Annotated in this window: 23 protein-coding genes and 1 riboswitch; all 23 genes read left to right on the top strand. The window is 54.4% G+C overall.

Annotation, left to right across the window (positions count from 1 at the left end):
* The first annotated feature begins 46 nt into the window (after nt 1-46).
* The 23 genes from L1F29_RS32130 to nuoH all read left to right on the top strand — a co-directional run bounded on the left by L1F29_RS32130 (nt 47) and on the right by nuoH (nt 19,140).
* A complete protein-coding gene (locus L1F29_RS32130) occupies nt 47-607 on the top strand; it encodes a manganese efflux pump MntP (RefSeq protein ID WP_258386030.1) in 561 nt (186 codons plus the stop codon).
* A 61-nt stretch (nt 608-668) separates the two neighbouring features.
* Complete coding sequence (locus tag L1F29_RS32125; protein ID WP_309252357.1) at nt 669-1,262, top strand: low molecular weight protein arginine phosphatase; 594 nt, start codon at nt 669-671, stop codon at nt 1,260-1,262.
* A 53-nt stretch (nt 1,263-1,315) separates the two neighbouring features.
* Nucleotides 1,316-1,398, top strand: a riboswitch (ZMP/ZTP riboswitch).
* A 120-nt stretch (nt 1,399-1,518) separates the two neighbouring features.
* Nucleotides 1,519-1,977 carry a ribose 5-phosphate isomerase B gene (rpiB, locus tag L1F29_RS32120; protein ID WP_258386029.1) on the top strand — a complete coding sequence of 153 codons (459 nt, stop codon included), beginning with the start codon at nt 1,519-1,521 and terminating at the stop codon, nt 1,975-1,977.
* A 10-nt stretch (nt 1,978-1,987) separates the two neighbouring features.
* Nucleotides 1,988-2,632: a TIGR01440 family protein gene (locus L1F29_RS32115; RefSeq protein ID WP_258386028.1), complete on the top strand. Its 645-nt coding sequence runs from the start codon at nt 1,988-1,990 to the stop codon at nt 2,630-2,632.
* A 108-nt stretch (nt 2,633-2,740) separates the two neighbouring features.
* A complete protein-coding gene (gene glyA / locus L1F29_RS32110) occupies nt 2,741-3,988 on the top strand; it encodes a serine hydroxymethyltransferase (protein ID WP_258386027.1) in 1,248 nt (415 codons plus the stop codon).
* Between the two features lie 175 nt (nt 3,989-4,163).
* On the top strand, nt 4,164-5,366 hold the full coding sequence (locus L1F29_RS32105; protein ID WP_258386026.1) for a UCP032817 domain-containing protein: 1,203 nt from the start codon (nt 4,164-4,166) through the stop codon (nt 5,364-5,366).
* A gap of 198 nt (nt 5,367-5,564) precedes the next feature.
* Nucleotides 5,565-6,194 carry a uracil phosphoribosyltransferase gene (upp, locus tag L1F29_RS32100; RefSeq protein WP_258386025.1) on the top strand — a complete coding sequence of 210 codons (630 nt, stop codon included), beginning with the start codon at nt 5,565-5,567 and terminating at the stop codon, nt 6,192-6,194.
* Nucleotides 6,195-6,218: 24 nt separating this feature from the next.
* Entirely contained in the window at nt 6,219-7,367 is a 1,149-nt protein-coding gene (gene wecB / locus L1F29_RS32095; protein ID WP_309252356.1) for a non-hydrolyzing UDP-N-acetylglucosamine 2-epimerase, read from the top strand.
* A 190-nt stretch (nt 7,368-7,557) separates the two neighbouring features.
* A complete protein-coding gene (locus tag L1F29_RS32090) occupies nt 7,558-7,779 on the top strand; it encodes an AtpZ/AtpI family protein (protein WP_258386024.1) in 222 nt (73 codons plus the stop codon).
* On the top strand, nt 7,772-8,140 hold the full coding sequence (locus L1F29_RS32085; protein WP_258386023.1) for an ATP synthase subunit I: 369 nt from the start codon (nt 7,772-7,774) through the stop codon (nt 8,138-8,140). Before L1F29_RS32090 ends, L1F29_RS32085 begins: the two co-directional genes overlap by 8 nt.
* A gap of 21 nt (nt 8,141-8,161) precedes the next feature.
* Nucleotides 8,162-8,917 (top strand): F0F1 ATP synthase subunit A, encoded by a 756-nt coding sequence (atpB, locus tag L1F29_RS32080; RefSeq protein ID WP_258386022.1) that lies wholly within the window; start codon nt 8,162-8,164, stop codon nt 8,915-8,917.
* A gap of 107 nt (nt 8,918-9,024) precedes the next feature.
* The gene (gene atpE, locus L1F29_RS32075; protein ID WP_258386021.1) at nt 9,025-9,237 is read left to right on the top strand and encodes a F0F1 ATP synthase subunit C; all 213 of its coding nucleotides are present in this window, start codon (nt 9,025-9,027) and stop codon (nt 9,235-9,237) included.
* A gap of 96 nt (nt 9,238-9,333) precedes the next feature.
* Complete coding sequence (gene atpF, locus L1F29_RS32070; protein ID WP_258386020.1) at nt 9,334-9,816, top strand: F0F1 ATP synthase subunit B; 483 nt, start codon at nt 9,334-9,336, stop codon at nt 9,814-9,816.
* Complete coding sequence (locus L1F29_RS32065) at nt 9,813-10,361, top strand: F0F1 ATP synthase subunit delta (RefSeq protein ID WP_258386019.1); 549 nt, start codon at nt 9,813-9,815, stop codon at nt 10,359-10,361. The genes atpF and L1F29_RS32065 overlap by 4 nt, the downstream gene beginning before the upstream one ends.
* A 16-nt stretch (nt 10,362-10,377) precedes the next feature.
* Nucleotides 10,378-11,892: a F0F1 ATP synthase subunit alpha gene (gene atpA / locus L1F29_RS32060; protein WP_258386018.1), complete on the top strand. Its 1,515-nt coding sequence runs from the start codon at nt 10,378-10,380 to the stop codon at nt 11,890-11,892.
* Between the two features lie 63 nt (nt 11,893-11,955).
* The gene (atpG, locus tag L1F29_RS32055; RefSeq protein WP_309252355.1) at nt 11,956-12,819 is read left to right on the top strand and encodes an ATP synthase F1 subunit gamma; all 864 of its coding nucleotides are present in this window, start codon (nt 11,956-11,958) and stop codon (nt 12,817-12,819) included.
* A gap of 140 nt (nt 12,820-12,959) precedes the next feature.
* Nucleotides 12,960-14,378: a F0F1 ATP synthase subunit beta gene (atpD, locus tag L1F29_RS32050; RefSeq protein WP_258386017.1), complete on the top strand. Its 1,419-nt coding sequence runs from the start codon at nt 12,960-12,962 to the stop codon at nt 14,376-14,378.
* 24 nt (nt 14,379-14,402) lie between these two features.
* Nucleotides 14,403-14,807: a F0F1 ATP synthase subunit epsilon gene (locus L1F29_RS32045; protein ID WP_258386016.1), complete on the top strand. Its 405-nt coding sequence runs from the start codon at nt 14,403-14,405 to the stop codon at nt 14,805-14,807.
* A 280-nt stretch (nt 14,808-15,087) separates the two neighbouring features.
* Nucleotides 15,088-15,459, top strand: coding sequence for an NADH-quinone oxidoreductase subunit A (locus L1F29_RS32040; protein WP_258386015.1), 372 nt, complete (start codon nt 15,088-15,090; stop codon nt 15,457-15,459).
* A complete protein-coding gene (locus L1F29_RS32035) occupies nt 15,444-15,962 on the top strand; it encodes a NuoB/complex I 20 kDa subunit family protein (RefSeq protein ID WP_258386014.1) in 519 nt (172 codons plus the stop codon). The genes L1F29_RS32040 and L1F29_RS32035 overlap by 16 nt, the downstream gene beginning before the upstream one ends.
* On the top strand, nt 15,959-17,020 hold the full coding sequence (locus tag L1F29_RS32030) for an NADH-quinone oxidoreductase subunit C (RefSeq protein WP_258386013.1): 1,062 nt from the start codon (nt 15,959-15,961) through the stop codon (nt 17,018-17,020). The genes L1F29_RS32035 and L1F29_RS32030 overlap by 4 nt, the downstream gene beginning before the upstream one ends.
* Before the next feature lie 6 nt (nt 17,021-17,026).
* Nucleotides 17,027-18,127, top strand: coding sequence for an NADH-quinone oxidoreductase subunit D (locus L1F29_RS32025; RefSeq protein ID WP_258386012.1), 1,101 nt, complete (start codon nt 17,027-17,029; stop codon nt 18,125-18,127).
* Nucleotides 18,127-19,140 (top strand): NADH-quinone oxidoreductase subunit NuoH, encoded by a 1,014-nt coding sequence (gene nuoH / locus L1F29_RS32020; protein ID WP_258386011.1) that lies wholly within the window; start codon nt 18,127-18,129, stop codon nt 19,138-19,140. Before L1F29_RS32025 ends, nuoH begins: the two co-directional genes overlap by 1 nt.
* Nucleotides 19,141-19,151: the final 11 nt, after the last annotated feature.

The raw sequence follows: 19,151 nt of genomic DNA, 5'->3' as shown, positions 1-19,151 counted from the left end.
CCTTGTCCGCATATGCTTGGATGAGAATGGGACAGGGGGTATGTCAATGATTGAAGCGAGCTTGCAGGCCGGTCAACTGCTCACGCTCCTCATCATCGCGGTCGCGCTCGGCATGGATGCGTTTTCGCTGGGCATCGGGATCGGGCTGAGGGGGATTGCGGTTTTTGACATTTTAAAAATGAGCGCCCTAATTGCGCTATTTCATATTTTGATGCCGCTAATGGGCATGTTCACGGGGCAATATGTGAGCACGCTGCTCGGCGGCGTGGCGACAACGGTTGCAGGCGGTCTGCTGCTTCTGCTTGGGGCTCATATGATATACAGCTCGCTGCGCGGAGATGCCGTGCAATCGATCAATCATCGCACAATATGGGGAATGCTGCTGTTTGCTCTCAGCGTCAGCATCGATTCCTTCTCGGTCGGCATTTCGCTTGGCATGTTTGCGGCGGATGTTGCCATAACGGTGCTGCTGTTCGGCTTTTTCGGCGGAGTGATGTCCATTCTGGGCCTGCTCCTCGGCCGCCGGGTGGGCACGAGCCTCGGCGAATACGGCGAGGCATGCGGCGGCGTCATTTTGTTTACGTTCGGCATTTTGTTTATACTTTAATTAATCTGGAGCTCACCAATGGCGGGAGCGCCTATATGTTATAGAAGGAGCGGATGCCGCTATGACTGACGTGAAACGAATCTTGTTCGTCTGTACCGGCAACACGTGCCGTTCGCCAATGGCCGAAGCCATGCTGATCGCGCACTCGCGCAGCGCCGGCCTGGAGCTGGAGGTCCGGTCTGCCGGAGTCTCGACCGTAGACGGGCTGCCGGTATCCGAGAATGCCAAGGCTGCGCTGCGGCGGCGGAATATTCATCATCCCGAAGGCTCAAGCGCCCTCGATGGAGGAATGGTCGGCTGGGCCGATCTGGTGCTCACGATGACGACAAGCCACAAGAAGCATGTATTGCAGCGTTTTCCCGATGCGGTGGACAAGACCTATACGCTGAAAGAATACGTGCACCGGGACGAGTCGGTTCTGTCCGATATAGCCGAGCTGGAAACGTTATATACGGAATGGCATATGAAGCAAGCGCTTGGCCAGCAGCTTTCGAACGAGGAGAGAGACCGTCTGATCGAGCTGGAGCAGCGAATCCCGGGCTTCGATATCGCGGATCCCTTCGGAGGCTCCATTAGTCTCTATGAGAGCTGCGCCGATGAGATTGAACAGGCGCTGCATAAGCTTTTAAACAAGATGGATGATTATGGAAAGTGACATTGCCGATTGATTTTCATGCCGCGATCCGGTATGATAGTGACAACTAAGACAGTTTCCGATGTGACTGGCGACGAAAGTGGATCAAACCACGGTGGAGCATCGGATCATACGGCCGGTCGCCTGGGCAAAGAGCAGCGTGCGTTAAGCGCGTCATGCTCTTTTTTCGTCTTTTTGGGATAATGGGGTATAATGGAACCATCGTGATTCGACATTATCCGTCCTACAGGCGGACCTTTCGGGAGGATTAACTTCGATGAAAATCGCTATTGGCGCCGATCACGCCGGCTACCGGCTGAAAGACGAAATCGTACCTTTTCTCAAATCGCTTGGACATGAAATTGAAGATGTGGGCTGCAATTGCGAGCAATCCGTCGATTACCCGGACTATGCGCTACCGGTATGCGACCTCGTAACGCAAGGGAAGGCAGACCGCGGCATTCTTATATGCGGCACAGGCATCGGCATGTCGATCGCGGCGAACAAAGTACAAGGAATCCGTTGTGCGCTCGTGCACGATATGTTCTCCGCGCAAGCGACGCGCGAGCATAACGACACGAACGTGCTGGCTATGGGCGAACGGGTCATCGGCCCCGGACTTGCGCAGGAAATCGTGCGGATCTGGATCGATACGCCGTTCTCGGGCGGCGAGCGTCATATCGGTCGCATTAACAAGGTGATGCGGATCGAATCGGCCGGCCCGGTACATCCTTAAGGGGGCTGTAATGGACGATCAACAGTTATTCCAGGGGATATCGCGCGATGTGGAACAAGCCGTACGCGAGCTTGCGTCCTCAGCCAAGCTGCGTTCCGGGCAGCTCCTCATCGTCGGCGTAAGCACGAGCGAGGTGCTTGGCAAGCGAATCGGCACATCGGGGACGCTGCAGACCGCTGAAGCCATATTTGCGGGGATCGACAAGGTGCGCCGCGAAATCGGCTTCTATCCGGTGTTCCAGTGCTGCGAGCATTTGAACCGTGCGCTCGTCGTGGAGCAAGAAGCGGCGGAACGGTACGGGCTGGAGCTGGTATCGGCCATTCCGGCGCCGAGAGCAGGCGGCTCGATGGCGGCATATGCATACCGGCATCTGCCGGATGCTTGCTTGGCGGAGACGGTGCAGGCCCATGCGGGCATCGACATCGGCGACACCTTCATCGGCATGCATTTGCGCCGCGTCGCGGTACCGCTTCGTCCGTCGAAGAAATCGATCGGCGAAGCGCATCTGACGATGGCGTACACCCGGCCGAAGCTTATCGGCGGCGAACGGGCGGTCTATACCTTGGGGGCAGCCGGTATTGCCGGAACATCCGCCATCGATAAGGACGGCCCAGTACCGGGCAGTCCGGAAGCGCCCGGCGGAACCTGCGATTAACGAGCAGCATTTAGATTCGATTCAAGGAAACTACGCCAGTCCAGGCAGCGGCAGCGCAGCCGAACCGGCGTTCGTCATAATGGATAATACTAAGGAGGATATTGAACAATGGAAAATTTGCGTAAACAAGACCCCGAATTGATGAATGCACTGAACCTCGAGCTGCAGCGTCAGCGCGACAATATTGAGCTGATCGCTTCCGAGAACATCGTTTCCGAAGCCGTGCTGGAAGCTATGGGCACCGTGCTGACGAATAAATATGCCGAAGGCTATCCGGGCAAGCGGTATTATGGCGGCTGCGAGCACGTCGATATCGCGGAAGATATTGCCCGCAACCGCGCCAAAGAGCTGTTCGGAGCAGAGCATGCCAACGTGCAGCCGCATTCCGGCGCGCAAGCCAATATGGCCGTTTATCTGGCGGCGCTCAAGCCCGGCGACACCGTATTGGGCATGAACCTTGCGCATGGCGGCCATTTGACCCACGGCAGCCCTGTTAACGCATCGGGTATTCTCTATAACTTCGTAGCTTATGGCGTTGACGAGAACACGTTCACGATCAATTACGATGAAGTGCGCAAAGCGGCGTTCAAGCACCGTCCCCGCATGATCGTAGCCGGCGCTTCCGCTTACCCGCGCATTATCGATTTTGAGAAGCTGGGTCAGATTGCCAATGAAGTAGGCGCATTGTTCTTCGTCGACATGGCACATATCGCAGGTCTGGTCGCTGCGGGTCTTCATCCGAATCCGGTGCCGCATGCCCATTTCGTTACGACGACCACGCACAAGACGCTTCGCGGACCGCGCGGCGGCATGATTCTATGCCGCAAAGCTTGGGCGCAAGCGATCGACAAGGCCGTATTCCCGGGCTCCCAAGGCGGTCCGTTGATGCACGTAATCGCAGCCAAAGCCGTGTCGTTCGGCGAGGCGCTTCAGCCATCGTTCAAAACGTATGCCCAGAATGTGATCGACAATGCGAAGGTGTTGTCCGAATCCTTGATCGAGCATGGCCTCAACCTCGTATCCGGAGGTACGGATAACCATCTGATGCTGATCGACCTGCGGAACCTGAACATTACGGGCAAGGATGCCGAGCATGTGCTGGACAGCGTCCAAATCACGGCGAACAAGAATGCCATTCCGTTCGATCCTACGAGTCCGTTTATTACGAGCGGTATCCGGATCGGTACTCCTGCTGCTACGTCCCGCGGGATGGGCACGGATGCCATGAAGACGATTGCCGAGGTTATTGCCATGACGCTTAAGAATCCGAACGACGAAGCCATCTTGGCCAAAGCGCGCGGTATGGTTCAGGATTTGACGGCTCAATATCCGCTTTACCCAACGATGAAATACTAATTCGTTCAAGCTCCTGCTTCAGTGGGTAGATGAACGCTTCAGCGGCCTCAGACACATCCTCTTCAGGATGAATCTGAGGCCTTTTTCATGTTATCCACAATAATGTCGATAGTTGTGCATAGTTTGTGGATAATCCGGTGGATAAACGAAGCTGCTATAGGCGACTGCACGCACTATGTTTAAAAGATCGTTAAAAATTGCATGGAGCGGCAGATGCTCACAGCTTCTTCATGGTATGCTGGAGGCAGACTACGATAAGCGGGTGATCAATATGGAAGCTCTAGTCATTATAGGTGTCATTGTTGTCATTGGATTAATTGTCAGATCAACTCGGCGTCCAAATAGGCAGCGCACGGAGCGCGGCAATAGCCGTTCTTTGACTAGCTCAATAGGCCGTCCATCCGCAACCAGACAGCCGCCCGCGGCGCTGGGCGTTCCGGAGGGCCATCCGGCCCGGCAGGCGGCCCAGCGGCTGGATTACGCGCTTACGGCAGACTTCGAAGCCAGAGTGAAGGATCGTATGCTGAGGAAAGAGCCGCGCATGTCGGAGAACGACTGGCAGTGGCGCTGGTTTGAGCTGAAGAGATATTTTCTGATGTGCGGCGTGCTCCGGAATGTTCCGATGTACAGCGCCAAGGTGGATGATGTCTGGCATGAAATGCTGATGTTTACATGGGAATACGAGCAGTTCTGCAAATCGTTCAGCGGGACCTTCATCCATCACGCGCCGCACGCTCCGGGAGCGAAGCCCGATTCTGCCGAGCGCGCCTGGTTCGATTGGGTCTATGGGGAGCTGTTTGCGGTTTTCCCGGCAAGCGCGCAGCTGTGGGGCGCCTTCTATCGCACGCCGCTGTCCCGGGAGCGGATCGAGGAGCTGGAGCTCGCGCAGGCGGATGAGCTTCGCGCGCGCCGGTTCAATGGGCAATCGGCGGAAGCCTATCCCGATTTGGACGGGACGGTCGATTACCTGGTGAAGCGGGGCCGCCAGCTCGCGCAAGAAGCCAGAAGCGGGGTTGGGACGGCCGGCATCCATGAAGACCGTTATCGAGACCGTAATATGGCGAGCGATTCGATGATGGCGACTGGGGTGCTATCGGGCGCTTTGTTCTTCTCTTCCATGGGTCCGGCCGATGAGTTCGACCGCCATATGGACGAAGCCCAGACGGAGGTACAGCGGCAGGCTAATGGCGGAAGCGGCGGTGGGGCTTCAGGCTGCGGAGGTTATGGCGATGGCGACCGCGATCACGGTTCAAACGGCAATGACGGCTCTTCCTGCGGAGGCTCGGGCGGCAGCGATGGAGGCGGTTCCTCAGGCAGCTCGGGCGGCGACAGCGGAGGCGGCTGCAGCAGCGGCTGCGGCGGCGGATGCAGCAGTTAAGGTGCCAAAAGAAAGCTCTTGACGAATTCGGGTAGTTCCGAAATAATGGGACTGCCCTGCTTTTGCGTCGAAATTCGGAAAAAGAAGTGAAGTTGTGCAAAATAGAATCATCCGGTGCTATAATAAACAAGATTGTGATTCAATCGTAAACATGGAAGTCGCACGTCCGCGAACAAGCTTCCCCAGGAGGACGATACTTTGAGCAAATTGACCATTTGCGATCACCCGCTAATTCAGCATAAGCTGACATTCATCAGAGACAAGAACACGAACACCAAAGACTTCCGCGAGCTGGTTGATGAAGTCTCGACTTTAATGGCGTACGAAATCACGAGAGATTTGCCGCTCGAAACCATTCCCGTATCGACACCCGTTACGGAAGCGCAGGGTAAGGTCATTTCCGGACGCATGCTCGGGATCGTGCCTATACTTCGCGCCGGACTCGGCATGGTTGAAGGGATGCTGAAGCTGATTCCGTCCGCCAAGGTCGGCCATATCGGACTGTTCCGCGACCCCGAGACGTTCGTTCCCGTAGAGTACTACGTCAATCTGCCGACGGACGCGACGGAGCGGCTGCTCATCGTCATTGATCCGATGCTGGCGACAGGCGGTTCGGCGAACGCTGCTATCGAAACGCTCAAACAGAGAGGCTGTACACAAATTAAGCTGATGTGTTTGATCGCTGCGCCGGAAGGAGTTAAGGCGGTGCAGGAGGCTCACCCCGATGTCGACGTCTACATTGCGGCGCTTGACGAGTGCTTGAATGACCACGGCTATATTGTACCGGGTCTCGGCGATGCCGGAGACCGGATGTACGGCACCAAATAACGCGTTTCATAGGAGTGACAAAGATTGGCTAAACTGAAAGTAATGACGATATTCGGAACACGGCCGGAGGCGATCAAGATGGCGCCTCTCGTTCTTGAGCTGCAAAAGTATGAAGATGAGATCCAGTCGATCGTCTGCGTAACCGCGCAGCACCGGCAGATGCTCGATCAGGTGCTCGACTTTTTCGAGATTGTGCCGAACTACGATTTGAACGTCATGAAGGACCGTCAGACATTGACGGAAACGACGGTTCGCGTGCTGGAGGGTCTTGATCCGGTGCTCCGTGAAGCCAAGCCGGATATCGTGCTTGTTCACGGCGATACGCAGACGACGTTTTTGGCGAGCTATGCTGCGTTCATGCAGCAGATTCAGGTTGGACATGTCGAGGCGGGCCTGCGTACGTGGAACAAGCTCTCCCCTTATCCGGAAGAGATGAACCGCCAGCTGGCGGGGGTGCTCTCGGATGTGCACTTCGCGCCTACCGAACGCTCTGCGGACAATTTGCGCAGAGAGAACAAATCGGAAGCCTCGATCTATGTTACAGGCAATACGGCAACGGATGTATTCCAGTATACGGTCGACCCTTCGTTCTCCCATCCGGTTATCGAATGGGCGCGCGGCAAGAGATTGATCCTGATGACGGCGCACCGCCGCGAAGCGATCGGAGAGCCTCACCGCAATATCTTCCGCGCCGTGAAGCGGATCGCGGACGAGTTCGAAGATGTGGCCATCGTATATGCCGTCCATCTGAACCCTGCTGTGCGCGAACCGGCTAATGAAATATTGGGCGACCATCCGCGAATCAAGCTGATTGAACCGCTCGACGTGTTCGAATTCCATAACTTCTACCCGCATACGTATATGATCATGACGGATTCGGGAGGATTGCAGGAAGAAGCCCCTTCGTTCGGCGTACCGACGCTCGTTCTGCGGGATACGACGGAACGTCCCGAGGGAATTGAGGCAGGCACGCTGGAGCTGGTAGGGACGGACGAGGAGAATGTTTACAACCGCGCACGCGCATTGCTGACGGATGCGGCGCACTACGAGCGGATGAGCCAGGCTGCTAATCCGTACGGTGATGGACAAGCGTCGGTGAGGATTGTACAAGCCATCTTGCATCATTTTGGCAAACTCGAGGAACGTCCGAGCTTGTTCACAGAACGTTCATAAGTGACATGTCAGATAAGTCAAATCGCGAACATTACAGCATACAGTAGTACTGTACGGTTGGTAAAATTGAGAAAGCCAGAGATATCAAGGGTTTGAAGCCGATTGTTCACGGAATGTTTTCTTTTAATTGAATTGACAAACCTTCCTTTGCTCCGATAAAATGTATGAGGATTGACAGGGGTAAAAAACCATGACACAAAAGAGCAATGGAGATAACCCGTGGCGTACGCTAGCCATGGTCGGAGCCTTAGGTTTCGATGTCGCATTCTGTACCGTGCTCGGCCTATTCTTGGGTAAGTGGCTTGGCGGATCGCCGGGATGGATCATTTTCGGCGTGCTCTTCGGTCTGGCTGCCGGAATCATCACAGCCATCCTCATTGTCAAGAAAGCTTTGGAGGACACCGATGGATGAAATGATGAAGAAGGCAACCCGGGCGGCTCTGTTATTTTCGGCGTGCTGCCTGCTCGTCTGGGCTGCTGTGCCGGAATGGCGTACCGTAGCTGCCGGATTGGTACTGGGCTTGGCTGCGAGCGTGTCGAATACGTTTCTGCTGCGCAGAAGGGTAGATTGGATTGGGAAGGTTACGGCCATGCAGGGGCCTCGGAAGATGAGCCTTGGCTTGGCGGGCCGACTGGCGACTGTACTGCTAGCCGTCATGATCGCCAAGAAGTACCCGGAACAATTTAGTATGCCGGCGACGTTGAGCGCATGCTTCATCATGCCCTTTGTAACTCTGGCATACGCCTATTTTTTGAACAAACGAAATTCGTAGCGGAAAGGGGTGAAATACGGTATGCATTTATTTCCAGAGCTTAGCATCGGATTCTTGACCATTGATATTTCGTCTTTCATCGCCATTACGGTTTCCGTGATCATCACGTTTGTATTGGCAAGATTGGCGGTTCGCAACCTGTCGGTCGATAATCCGTCCAGAATGCAGAATTTTCTGGAATGGGTCGTCGATTTCGTGCATAACACGATTGCCAGCACGATGCCGCTGAATAAGGTGAAACCTTACATCTGTCTCGGCATGACGCTCATCATGTTCATCTTCATCTCCAACGTGCTGGGCCTTCCGTTCGGTATTGTAACGGAGACGCACACGGTTAACGAGACGCTGGGCATTACGCAAGCGGACTTGGATAAGCATGGCGGACACGTGGAAATCGCTTGGTGGAAATCGCCGACGGCCGACCTTGCCGTAACGGCAGGGCTTGCACTGATTGTCTTCGCGCTCGTTCATTTCCTGGGTCTGAAGCTGAACCGCAAGCATTACTTTAAACACTACTTCGAGCCTTACCCGATCTTCTTCCCGCTCAACATTATTGAGGAATTGGCGAAACCGCTCACATTGGCACTGCGGCTTTACGCCAATATCTTTGCGGGCGAGATTCTGATCGCAACGATTCTGATGCTGGGTTGGGTCGGTACTCCGTTCCTGATCGCATGGCAGGGCTTCAGCCTATTTGTAGGCGCTATCCAGGCCTTCTTGTTCACGATCCTCACCATGGTTTATATTTCCAAGACGACCGTGCACGAGGAGCATTAATACCGTGTTGACCCGATTGGAACAGGCGCATACCGCTGTTTGGACGGGATAAGGCATACGATTCACAACAATAAAAAACTTTTACATTTTTGAGGAGGATTTTAACAATGGAAGTATTGGCAGCAGCTCTAGCAGTTGGTTTGGGTGCCCTTGGCGCTGGTATTGGTAACGGTCTGATCGTCAGCAAGACAGTAGAAGGCATCTCCCGTCAACCAGAACTTCAAGGTAAATTGCAAACGACGATGTTTATCGGCGTTGGTATCGTCGAGGTTGTTCCGATTATCGGCGTTGTTATCGGCTTCTTGGCGTTCTTTAGCTAATAGACCCGTAATAACGAATCATGGCGGGGAAGGCCATAGCCCTCCACGCCTTCGTTTTGATTAAGAGGATACTGGGAACAGAAAGGAGCTGCATCTATGTCCCTCCATTGGGAATCGACAGTGTATGCGATTATCGCTTTCGGAGTACTGTACTGGCTGTTAAGCAAATACGCATTCGGACCGTTATTGGGAATCATGGAGAAGCGCAGATTGCTTGTCCTTGAACAGATGAATTCGGCGGAAGCAAGCCGCAAGCAAGCGGAACAGCAGTTGGAAGAACAGAAGCTTGCCCTTCAGCAAGCGCGTAAAGAAGCATACGATATTATCGAGCAAGCCAAGCTTACCAGCGTGAAACAAGCCGACGAAATCGTGCAAACGGCGAAATCTGAAGCGAACCGTGTGAAGGAAAACGCTGTACAAGATATTACAAGCGAGAAGAACAAGGCGATCGCTGCGCTCCGCAGCGAAGTGAGCGGCATGTCCGTTCAAATCGCGTCCAAGATTATCGAGAAGCAAATCGACGAGAAGTCACAAGAGCAGCTTGTTGACCAATACTTGAAAGAGGTTGGAAGCAAATGAGCCGCGATAGCGCAGTAGCGAAGCGCTACGCCAAAGCGCTGTTTGACATTGCGCAGGAGCAGAACATTATCGCAGACGTCGAGCAGCAGCTGAAACTCGTCGTGGAAGCGCTCGAGGGAGATGCCGAAATACGCAAGTTTCTCGCGTTACCGAACGTTAGCGTAACGAAGAAAATCGAGCTTATTAATAGCGTCTTATCCGACAAGGTATCTGCGGTCGTCCTGCGTACAATCGGAGTTCTTATTGAACGTGGCCGCCAGGACGCGCTGAGCGGTGTTTACGACTCGTACACGAAAGTGTCGGGCGAAGCGCTGGGCAAGTCGCATGCCACGGTTTATACCGCGAAACGTTTGTCGGCAGCGGAGCTGGCCAATGTAGAAGCAACCTTCGGAGCGCTTGCAGGCAAGCGGATCGAAGCAGAGCAGATCGTGGAACCATCCTTGCTTGGCGGTGTGCAGGTGCGCATCGGAGACCGTCTGTATGACGGAAGCTTGTCCGGCAAGTTGGCACGTCTGGAAAAAGCGTTGAAATCTCAAGCACTGTAGATAGGGGTGAGCGGAATTGAGTATCAGACCTGATGAAATCAGCACGCTGATTAAACAACAGATCGAACAATTTAAATCCGAGATTCAAGTCGTCGATGTCGGTACGGTCATCCAAGTCGGTGACGGTATTGCTCGTGTACACGGATTAGAGAATGCAATGGCGGGCGAGCTTCTTGAGTTCGCGAACGGCGTTGTCGGCATGGCCCTCAACTTGGAGGAGAATAACGTCGGTGTCGTTATCATGGGACCTTATACTGGCATCCGTGAAGGCGATCAAGTCAAAAGAACCGGCCGCATTATGGAAGTGCCGGTTGGCGAAGCTCTGCTTGGCCGCGTCGTGAATGCACTGGGCGAGCCGGTTGATGGCAACGGCCCGATCGCAACGACTGCAACGCGTCCGGTAGAATCTCCAGCCCCGGGCGTTATGGCTCGTAAATCCGTTTTCGAACCTATGCAAACCGGTATTAAAGCAATCGACGCCATGATTCCGATCGGCCGCGGCCAACGGGAACTTATCATTGGCGACCGTCAAACGGGTAAGACGCAAATCGCAATCGATACGATCGTCAACCAAAAGGGCAATGGCGTTATCTGTATCTACGTTGCAATCGGACAGAAGCAATCCACTGTTCGTACCGTCGTTGAATCCTTGCGTAAGCAAGGCGCGATGGATTATACGATCGTCGTTACGGCGAGCGCATCCGAGCCATCCCCATTGCTCTACATTGCGCCTTATACAGGCTGCTCGATGGGCGAGTACTTTATGTACAACGGCAAACACGTTCTTGTTATCTATGACGATCTCTCCAAGCAAGCGGCAGCATACCGTGAGCTTTCCTTGCTGCTCCGCCGTCCTCCGGGTCGGGAAGCTTATCCAGGCGACGTCTTCTACTTGCACTCCCGTCTTCTCGAGCGCGCAGCTAAGCTGAACGACGAGCTTGGCGGCGGTTCGATGACCGCACTTCCGTTCATCGAGACGCAAGCGGGCGACATCTCCGCTTACATCCCAACGAACGTTATCTCGATTACGGACGGACAGATCTTCCTGGAGTCCGATCTATTCTACTCTGGCCAGCGTCCAGCGGTTAACGTAGGTAACTCCGTTTCCCGTGTCGGCAGCTCGGCTCAGACGAAGGCTATGAAGAAGGTGGCCGGCACACTCAAGACTGACTTGGCACAATATCGCGAACTGGCTGCATTCGCTCAGTTCGGTTCCGATCTCGATAAAGTTACGCAATCCCGTCTGAATCGCGGTGAGAGAACGCTTGAAATTCTGAAGCAGGGCATTAACCAGCCGCTGCCTCTGGAACGTCAAGTCGTATCGCTCTATATCGTGACCAAAGGGCATGCAGATGTTATTCCGGTGCAGGACATTCGCCGTTTCGAAGCCGAATTCCTTGCCTACGTGGATGCGAACAAGCCTGAAATCTTCGCTTCCATCCGCGATACCAAAGATTTGAACTCCGACAATGAGAAAGCATTGATTGAAGCGATCAACACCTTCAAGAAGGGCTTTGCAGCGTCGGTTTAATAACGCGGAATAGAGCCGGGCTTGCCTAACGTGTCAAGCCTGGCAATAAGGTGGTGACAACGATTGGCTAAGGGAATGCGCGAAATCAAACGCCAGATTAAGAGCAAACAGAATACGAAGCAGATTACGAAGGCGATGGAGATGGTTGCAGCTGCCAAGCTCAAGCGGTCACAGGATGCAGCCATCGCCGCAAGACCGTATACCGACACGATCAGGGAAGTGGTCGCAAGCATCGCTTCCAGCGGCGGCAGCGTGAAACATCCAATGCTGCAAAGCCGTGAAATCAAACGGACGGCTTACCTGGTACTCACTTCGGACCGTGGGCTCGCAGGCGGTTACAACGTAAACGTACTTCGCAAAGTGTCAAATACGCTGAAAGAGAATCATAAGTCGGCCAGCGAATATGACATCTTCGTAATCGGACGCAAAGGCCGCGATTACTTTACCCGCCGCAATATTGCCCTTGCAGACGAAACCACGGGTTTATCGGATTCGCCGAAATTCTCCGACATCAAGAGCATTGCGGCTAAAGCGGTTCGCGGCTTTGAAGACGGAGCATACGACGAGCTGTACCTCGTATATAACCAGTTCCAGAATGCTATGACGCAAATCCCCGTCGTAAAACGGCTGCTTCCACTGGAACAGCCGCAATCGAGCGGAGGGGCCAAGGCTGAATATGAGTACGAGCCGTCTCCGGAAGAAGTATTGAACGTACTTCTGCCGAAATATGCGGAAACCGTTATTTACAGTGCGATTCTGGAGAGCAAAGCAAGTGAGTTCGGCGCTCGTATGACAGCAATGGGCAATGCGACGAAGAACGCAACGAAGATGATCTCCGGTCTGACATTAACGTACAATCGTGCGCGTCAAGCGGCAATTACGCAGGAAATCTCGGAAATTGTCGGCGGTGCGAACGCACAGCAATAGTAGGTATCGATGTTCTGATTGCATGAACCAGCCTTTAGCAGTATGAAACGTGGTTTATGCTTTCGAAGCGAGTTATGCTGCGGCTGCAAAGCATCAGCGAGAAGCGGCATAACCGCACAATACTGTTAGGAGGGACCCCAATGAGCAACGGGCGCGTTGTCCAGGTAACTGGACCGGTAGTCGATATTGCATTCGACAATGGTCAATTACCGGACATCATGAATGCGATAAAAATTGAAAAAAAAGCTCAAGACGCGAGTGAAGTCGACATTAGTTTGACTGTCGAAGTGGCCACTCACCTTGGCGACAACATGGTACGCTGTGTCGCGATGTCGTCCACGGACGGCCTCGTTAGAGGTACAACTGCAGTTGACCTCGGAGGACCTATTACCGTACCGGTAGGCCCTGCAACGCTAGGCCGCGTATTTAACGTACTGGGTGATCCGATCGACAACAACGGCGACGTAGACCGTTCGATCTCGAATCCGATTCACCGTCAAGCTCCGCCATTCGAAGAACTGTCCACGTCGCAAGAGATGCTGGAAACCGGCATTAAAGTCATCGACTTGATGGCTCCTTACGCCAAGGGCGGTAAAATCGGACTCTTCGGCGGCGCGGGCGTTGGTAAAACCGTAACGATGCAAGAGTTGATTCACAATATCGCTCAAGAACACGGCGGTATCTCCGTATTCGCCGGTGTCGGCGAGCGTACGCGTGAAGGTAACGACTTGTACCATGAGATGAGCGACTCCGGCGTTATCGCCAAGACGGCGATGGTGTTCGGTCAGATGAACGAGCCGCCGGGCGCGCGTCTTCGCGTAGCTTTGACCGGCTTGACGATGGCGGAATACTTCCGTGATGCAGAAGGCCGTGACGTTCTTCTGTTCATCGATAACATCTTCCGTTTCACGCAAGCGGGTTCCGAGGTTTCGGCACTACTCGGCCGTATGCCTTCCGCGGTAGGTTACCAGCCGACGCTGGCAACTGAGATGGGACAATTGCAAGAGCGTATTACTTCCACCAAAAAAGGCTCCGTTACATCGATCCAAGCGATCTATGTACCTGCCGATGACTATACTGACCCGGCTCCAGCAACGGCGTTCGCCCACTTGGACGCAACGACCAACTTGGAGCGTAACATCGCGGCGATGGGTATCTTCCCAGCCGTTGACCCGCTCGCTTCTTCTTCCCGGATTTTGACGCCGGAGATTTTGGGCGAAGAGCATTACCAAGTCGCGCAAGGCGTTAAGAAGCTTCTTCAACGTTATAAAGAGCTTCTCGATATTATCGCGATTCTGGGTATGGATGAGCTGTCTGAGGAAGACAAGCTGATCGTACTTCGTGCTCGCCGTATTCAGTTGTTCCTGTCGCAGCCGCTTCACGTTGCCGAAGCATTCAACGGCATGCCAGGACTGTACGTACCTGTTAAAGATACTGTCCGCAGCTTCAAGGAAATTCTTGAAGGGAAGCATGACGAACTTCCGGAACCGGCATTCCATAACGTCGGATCGATTGAAGGCGCAATCGAGAAGGCTAAACAGCTTGCTCAAGGATTGTAATTCGCCGTTAATGGAGGTATCCGCATGAGCACCTTTTTATTGGAAATCGTTACTCCTGAGCGTAAAGTCTACGCTGAGGAAGTCAATATGGTGATCGTCAAAGGCGTAGAGGGCGAGATGGGCATTCTGCCCAAACACGTCCCGCTAGTAACGCCTTTGAAGATTGCACCGGTTACGATCAAGCAGGACCGGGCGAGCCATGTAATCGCCGTGAACGGCGGTTTCCTGGAAATTCGCAAAGACAAGGTCGTTATCCTGGCCGAAAGCGCAGAAATGCCGGAAGAAATCGACGTAGATCGCGCACAAGCTGCCAAGCAGCGTGCCGAACAGCGTTTGTCCGACAAGAAGCGTGCAGATCTGGACGCTCTCCGTGCGGAGCTTGCGCTCCAGCGGGCTATGAACCGTCTGGATGTCAAAGGCCGGATGTAAAAAGACTCGATGAAGCACCGATATGCAGATGCATAGCGGTGCTTTTTTTTGAATGAATCCGATGCGGCAGAAACCTGCGCGGACAATTTCAAGCCTCAATCATCCAACGGGAAGTTGCCGCAGAAGCAGGAAATAAACGTACACAACCGTTAATTATTGGGAGTCTTGTGCAATAACGTCATAGACGGAAGTGGCAGGTTTTGTTATAATTGTGAGTGAATTTTGACCTAGTGGCGTGGCCCCTATCCGCCCGAATATCGATGCGCACGGAGGCGATTGTATGGAGAAATACATCAACAACTACGTGATTGTAACGATTTTCATTTTGCTTGGCATCCTCCTTCCGGTGGTAGCCTTGACTGTGGGCCGCATGCTGCGCCCGCACAAGCCGACGGAAGAGAAGAAGACGACTTATGAAAGCGGGAACGAACCGGTGGGGGACGGTCAGATCCGTTTTAACGTGCGCTACTATTTGTTTGCGCTCATGTTTGTGATCTTTGATATCGAAACCGTTTTCCTATATCCTTGGGCCGTTGCGTATAATCAGCTCGGCCTATTTATTCTTGTCGAGATGGCGATCTTTATCGGGTTGTTGTTAATCGGACTCACCTACGCCTGGAAGAAGAAGGTGCTGAAATGGAATTCAATCTAGAGTCAGTTACACCGGAAGAACGGCGGGAATTGGAACGCAACGTTTTTATGGGTACGCTTGAGGAGTTGAAGGCCTGGGCACGCAGCAACTCCTTGTGGCCGCTGACATTCGGGCTGGCCTGCTGCGCCATCGAGATGATGGGCACCGGCGCATCGCATTACGATCTGGACCGGTTCGGGGTGATGTTCCGTACCTCCCCGCGGCAATCGGACGTGATGATCGTTGCCGGAACCGTAACGAAGAAGATGGGCCCGCTGCTGCGACGGCTGTATGATCAGATGCCGGAGCCGAAGTGGGTTATTGCCATGGGCTCCTGTGCAACGGCAGGGGGGCCATATGTAAAGTCTTATGCGGTCATGAAAGGCGTCGATCAGATCGTACCGGTTGACGTATACATACCAGGATGTCCTCCTAACCCGGCAGCGCTCATCTATGGCATTAACAAGCTGCAGGAGAAAATCCGCTATGAGGCGAAGACCGGGAAGCGGGTGACGAACCGATGAGCGAAGAGAAGGACAATAAGGACGAGAAGCTTTCCGGCGAACATAACGTTGAACCGCAGAAGGATGGCATACAGGAAGCCGAGACGCAGCGGGTCGAAAAGACTGGCGGAGCCGACTCATTGGAGGCAGGGCAGGAATTGTCTGATTCGGAACGGAATCAGACAGAGCCGGAGTCGGCGACGAAGGCAGCGGAGGGCGATCCCGAGCGCGAAGCGAAGCTGAAGGCCGCGGCGGAAGCGCGTGCGGCCCGTGCGGCGGCGAAGGCAGCGGAGGGCGATGTCGCAGGCGGCGATCCCGAGCGCGAAGCGAAGCTGAAGGCCGCGGCGGAAGCGCGTGCGGCCCGTGCGGCGGCGAAGGCAGCGGAGGGCGATGCCGCAGGCGGCGATCCCGAGCGCGAGGCGAAGCTGAAGGCCGCGGCGGAAGCGCGTGCGGCCCGTGCGGCTGCGAAGGCGTCGGAGGGCGATGCCGCAGGCGGCGATTCCGACCGCGAAGCGAAGCTGAAGGCCGCGGCGGAAGCGCGCGCGGCCCGTGCGGCGGCGAAGGCAGCCGATGCTGAGCCGGCCGAACCGAAGCCGCCATCGCCGAAGCAGCCGCAGCTCGACGAGACCGTCCAGCTGCTGCGCTCATTAATCTCGGAGCATGCCGTTGAGGAAGCATACATAAATGAAATAAACGACCACATGCCGGTAATCGTCGTATCCCGCGATCACTGGCAAGCAGCGGCGGACTTGCTGCGAACGCATGCCGGTCAGCAGTATAGCTATCTCCGCAACGTGTCCGGTGTCGACTATGAGACGCACATGGAGGTCGTCTATCATCTCGTCTCGCTGGAAACGAGACGGGAGCTGGCCGTGAAGCTGCGGACAGACCGGGAGGCCCCTTCAATTCCTTCTGCAACACCGATATGGGCAACAGCGAACTGGAACGAACGGGAAATATATGACCTGCTTGGCGTAGATTTTACCGGCCATCCCGACATGCGGCGCATCATGATGCCGGATGAATGGGTAGGCCACCCGCTGCGCAAAGATTATGAACCATTAGACCCGGAGGTGTGACAAGCCGTGATTCGCACTGAAGAACTGCTGCTTAACGTCGGCCCCCAGCACCCGAGCACGCACGGCGTATTCCGCATCGTCGTCAAGCTGGACGGCGAGGTCATTAAAGAAGCTATTCCGGTGATGGGCTATTTGCACCGGGGTACGGAGAAGCTCGCGGAGAATTTGAACTATACCCAAATCATTCCGTATACCGACCGGATGGATTACGTATCGGCTATGACCAACAACTACGTTCTCTGCCATGCGGTCGAGACGTTAATGGGTTTGGAGATCCCGGAGCGCGCCGAGTTCATGCGGCTGATTGTCATGGAGCTTCAGCGCGTGGCAAGCCACCTTGTATGGTGGGGCACGTATTTGCTCGATATTGGGGCGATGAGTCCGTTCCTATATGCATTCCGCGACAGGGAAATCATTATTGATTTATTTAACGAGCTGTGCGGCGCAAGACTCACGTACAACTACATGCGAGTAGGCGGGGTCAAGTGGGATGCGCCGGAAGGCTGGATCGATAAAGTGCGCGATTTTATCCCCTATATGGAAAAGAAATTGGTCGAGTACGACAATCTGGTGAGCGGCAACGAAATATTTCTGGCGCGCATCAAGAATGTCGGCCGATACGATGCGCAGACCGCGATCGATTACGGCCTGTCAGGGGCGAACCTGCGGTGTACCGGCGTAGACTGGGATTTGCGCAAAGCAAAGCCGTACAGTCTGTACGACCGTTTCGAGTTCGATGTGCCGCTTGGCACGAGGGGCGATTGCTATGAACGTTATTTGATTCGGCTTGAAGAAATACGTCAGTCATTGCGCATTCTGAAGCAGGCCGTGGAGCAGTTTCCTTCCTCCGGCGACACGATGGGCAAAGTGCCTCGCGTCATTCGGCCGCCGGCTGGAGAGGTCTATGTCAGCATCGAATCGCCGCGCGGCGAGATCGGCTGCCACATTGTTTCCAAGGGCAAAGCAGAGCCCTACCGGCTGAAATTCAGGCGTCCGTCATTCGTTAATCTTCAAATACTGCCGAAGCTGCTTGTTGGTGAAACCATGACGAACCTCGTTACGATTCTAGGCGGCATTGATATTGTCGTCGGAGAGGTGGACTGCTGATGGGCAACTGGCTGGACGAAACGCTAACTTGGGGCAATACCCTTATCTTTGCTCTATGGGGGATTGTACTGCTTGTTCTGGTTCTTGGCTTTGTCACCTATGCGATCTACTTTGAGCGAAAAGTTATTGGATGGATGCAGCTGCGGATCGGCCCGAACCGGGTAGGCCCTCTCGGCCTGCTGCAGACGGTGGCGGATATCACCAAGCTGCTCATAAAAGAAGACACGATTCCGCGGAAAGCCGACCGGCTGCTGTTCATTCTTGCGCCCGCGCTTGCATACGTTCCCGCATTCAGCGTGCTCGCGGTCATTCCGTATACGAATAAACTATATTTCGCCGATATTAACGTCGGAGTGCTCTATTATGTTGCGATTTCGGGCATCACCACGATTGCGATCGTGCTTGGCGGATGGGCATCGAACAACAAGTACGCTCTTCTAGGAGGAATGCGTTCAGCCGCGCAGATGATCAGCTACGAGGTGCCGCTCGTCATATCGGTAGCCGGCGTCATTATGATGTCGGGCAGCATGAATCTCCGTACAATCGGCGAGCTGCAGGGCGATTGGTTCTGGCAGTGGAACTTCCTTCCGCAAATTGTCGGCTTCATCGTGTTCATTATCGCGGCTGTATCGGAGCTGAACCGTACGCCGTTCGACCTGCCTGAGGCGGAATCCGAGCTAGTCGCCGGTTATCACGTAGAGTACAGCGGCTTCCGCTTCGCGTTCTTCATGTTATCGGAATATGTGTATGTATACGCCATTGCAGCGTTGACGACGGTTCTGTTCCTAGGCGGGTGGCATGCACCGGTGCCGTTCCTCGATTTTGTGCCGGGGATTCTCTGGTTCCTGCTCAAGTTTGCGCTGGTCGTGTTCTTCCTGTTCTGGCTAAGGGCTACGCTGCCGAGAATCCGGATCGACCAGCTGATGGGCATGGGCTGGAAGGTGCTGCTGCCGCTGGCGATTCTGAACGTGTTTATTACAGCTGTCTATCTCGAGCTGTTCATTAAAGGATAAACGGAGGGAAG

Origin of the sequence: Paenibacillus spongiae (assembly GCF_024734895.1) — a bacterium.
GTDB lineage: Bacteria > Bacillota > Bacilli > Paenibacillales > Paenibacillaceae > Paenibacillus_Z > Paenibacillus_Z spongiae.
Note: the sequence above shows the minus strand (reverse complement) of the source record. Positions and strands in the feature narration are given on the sequence as shown.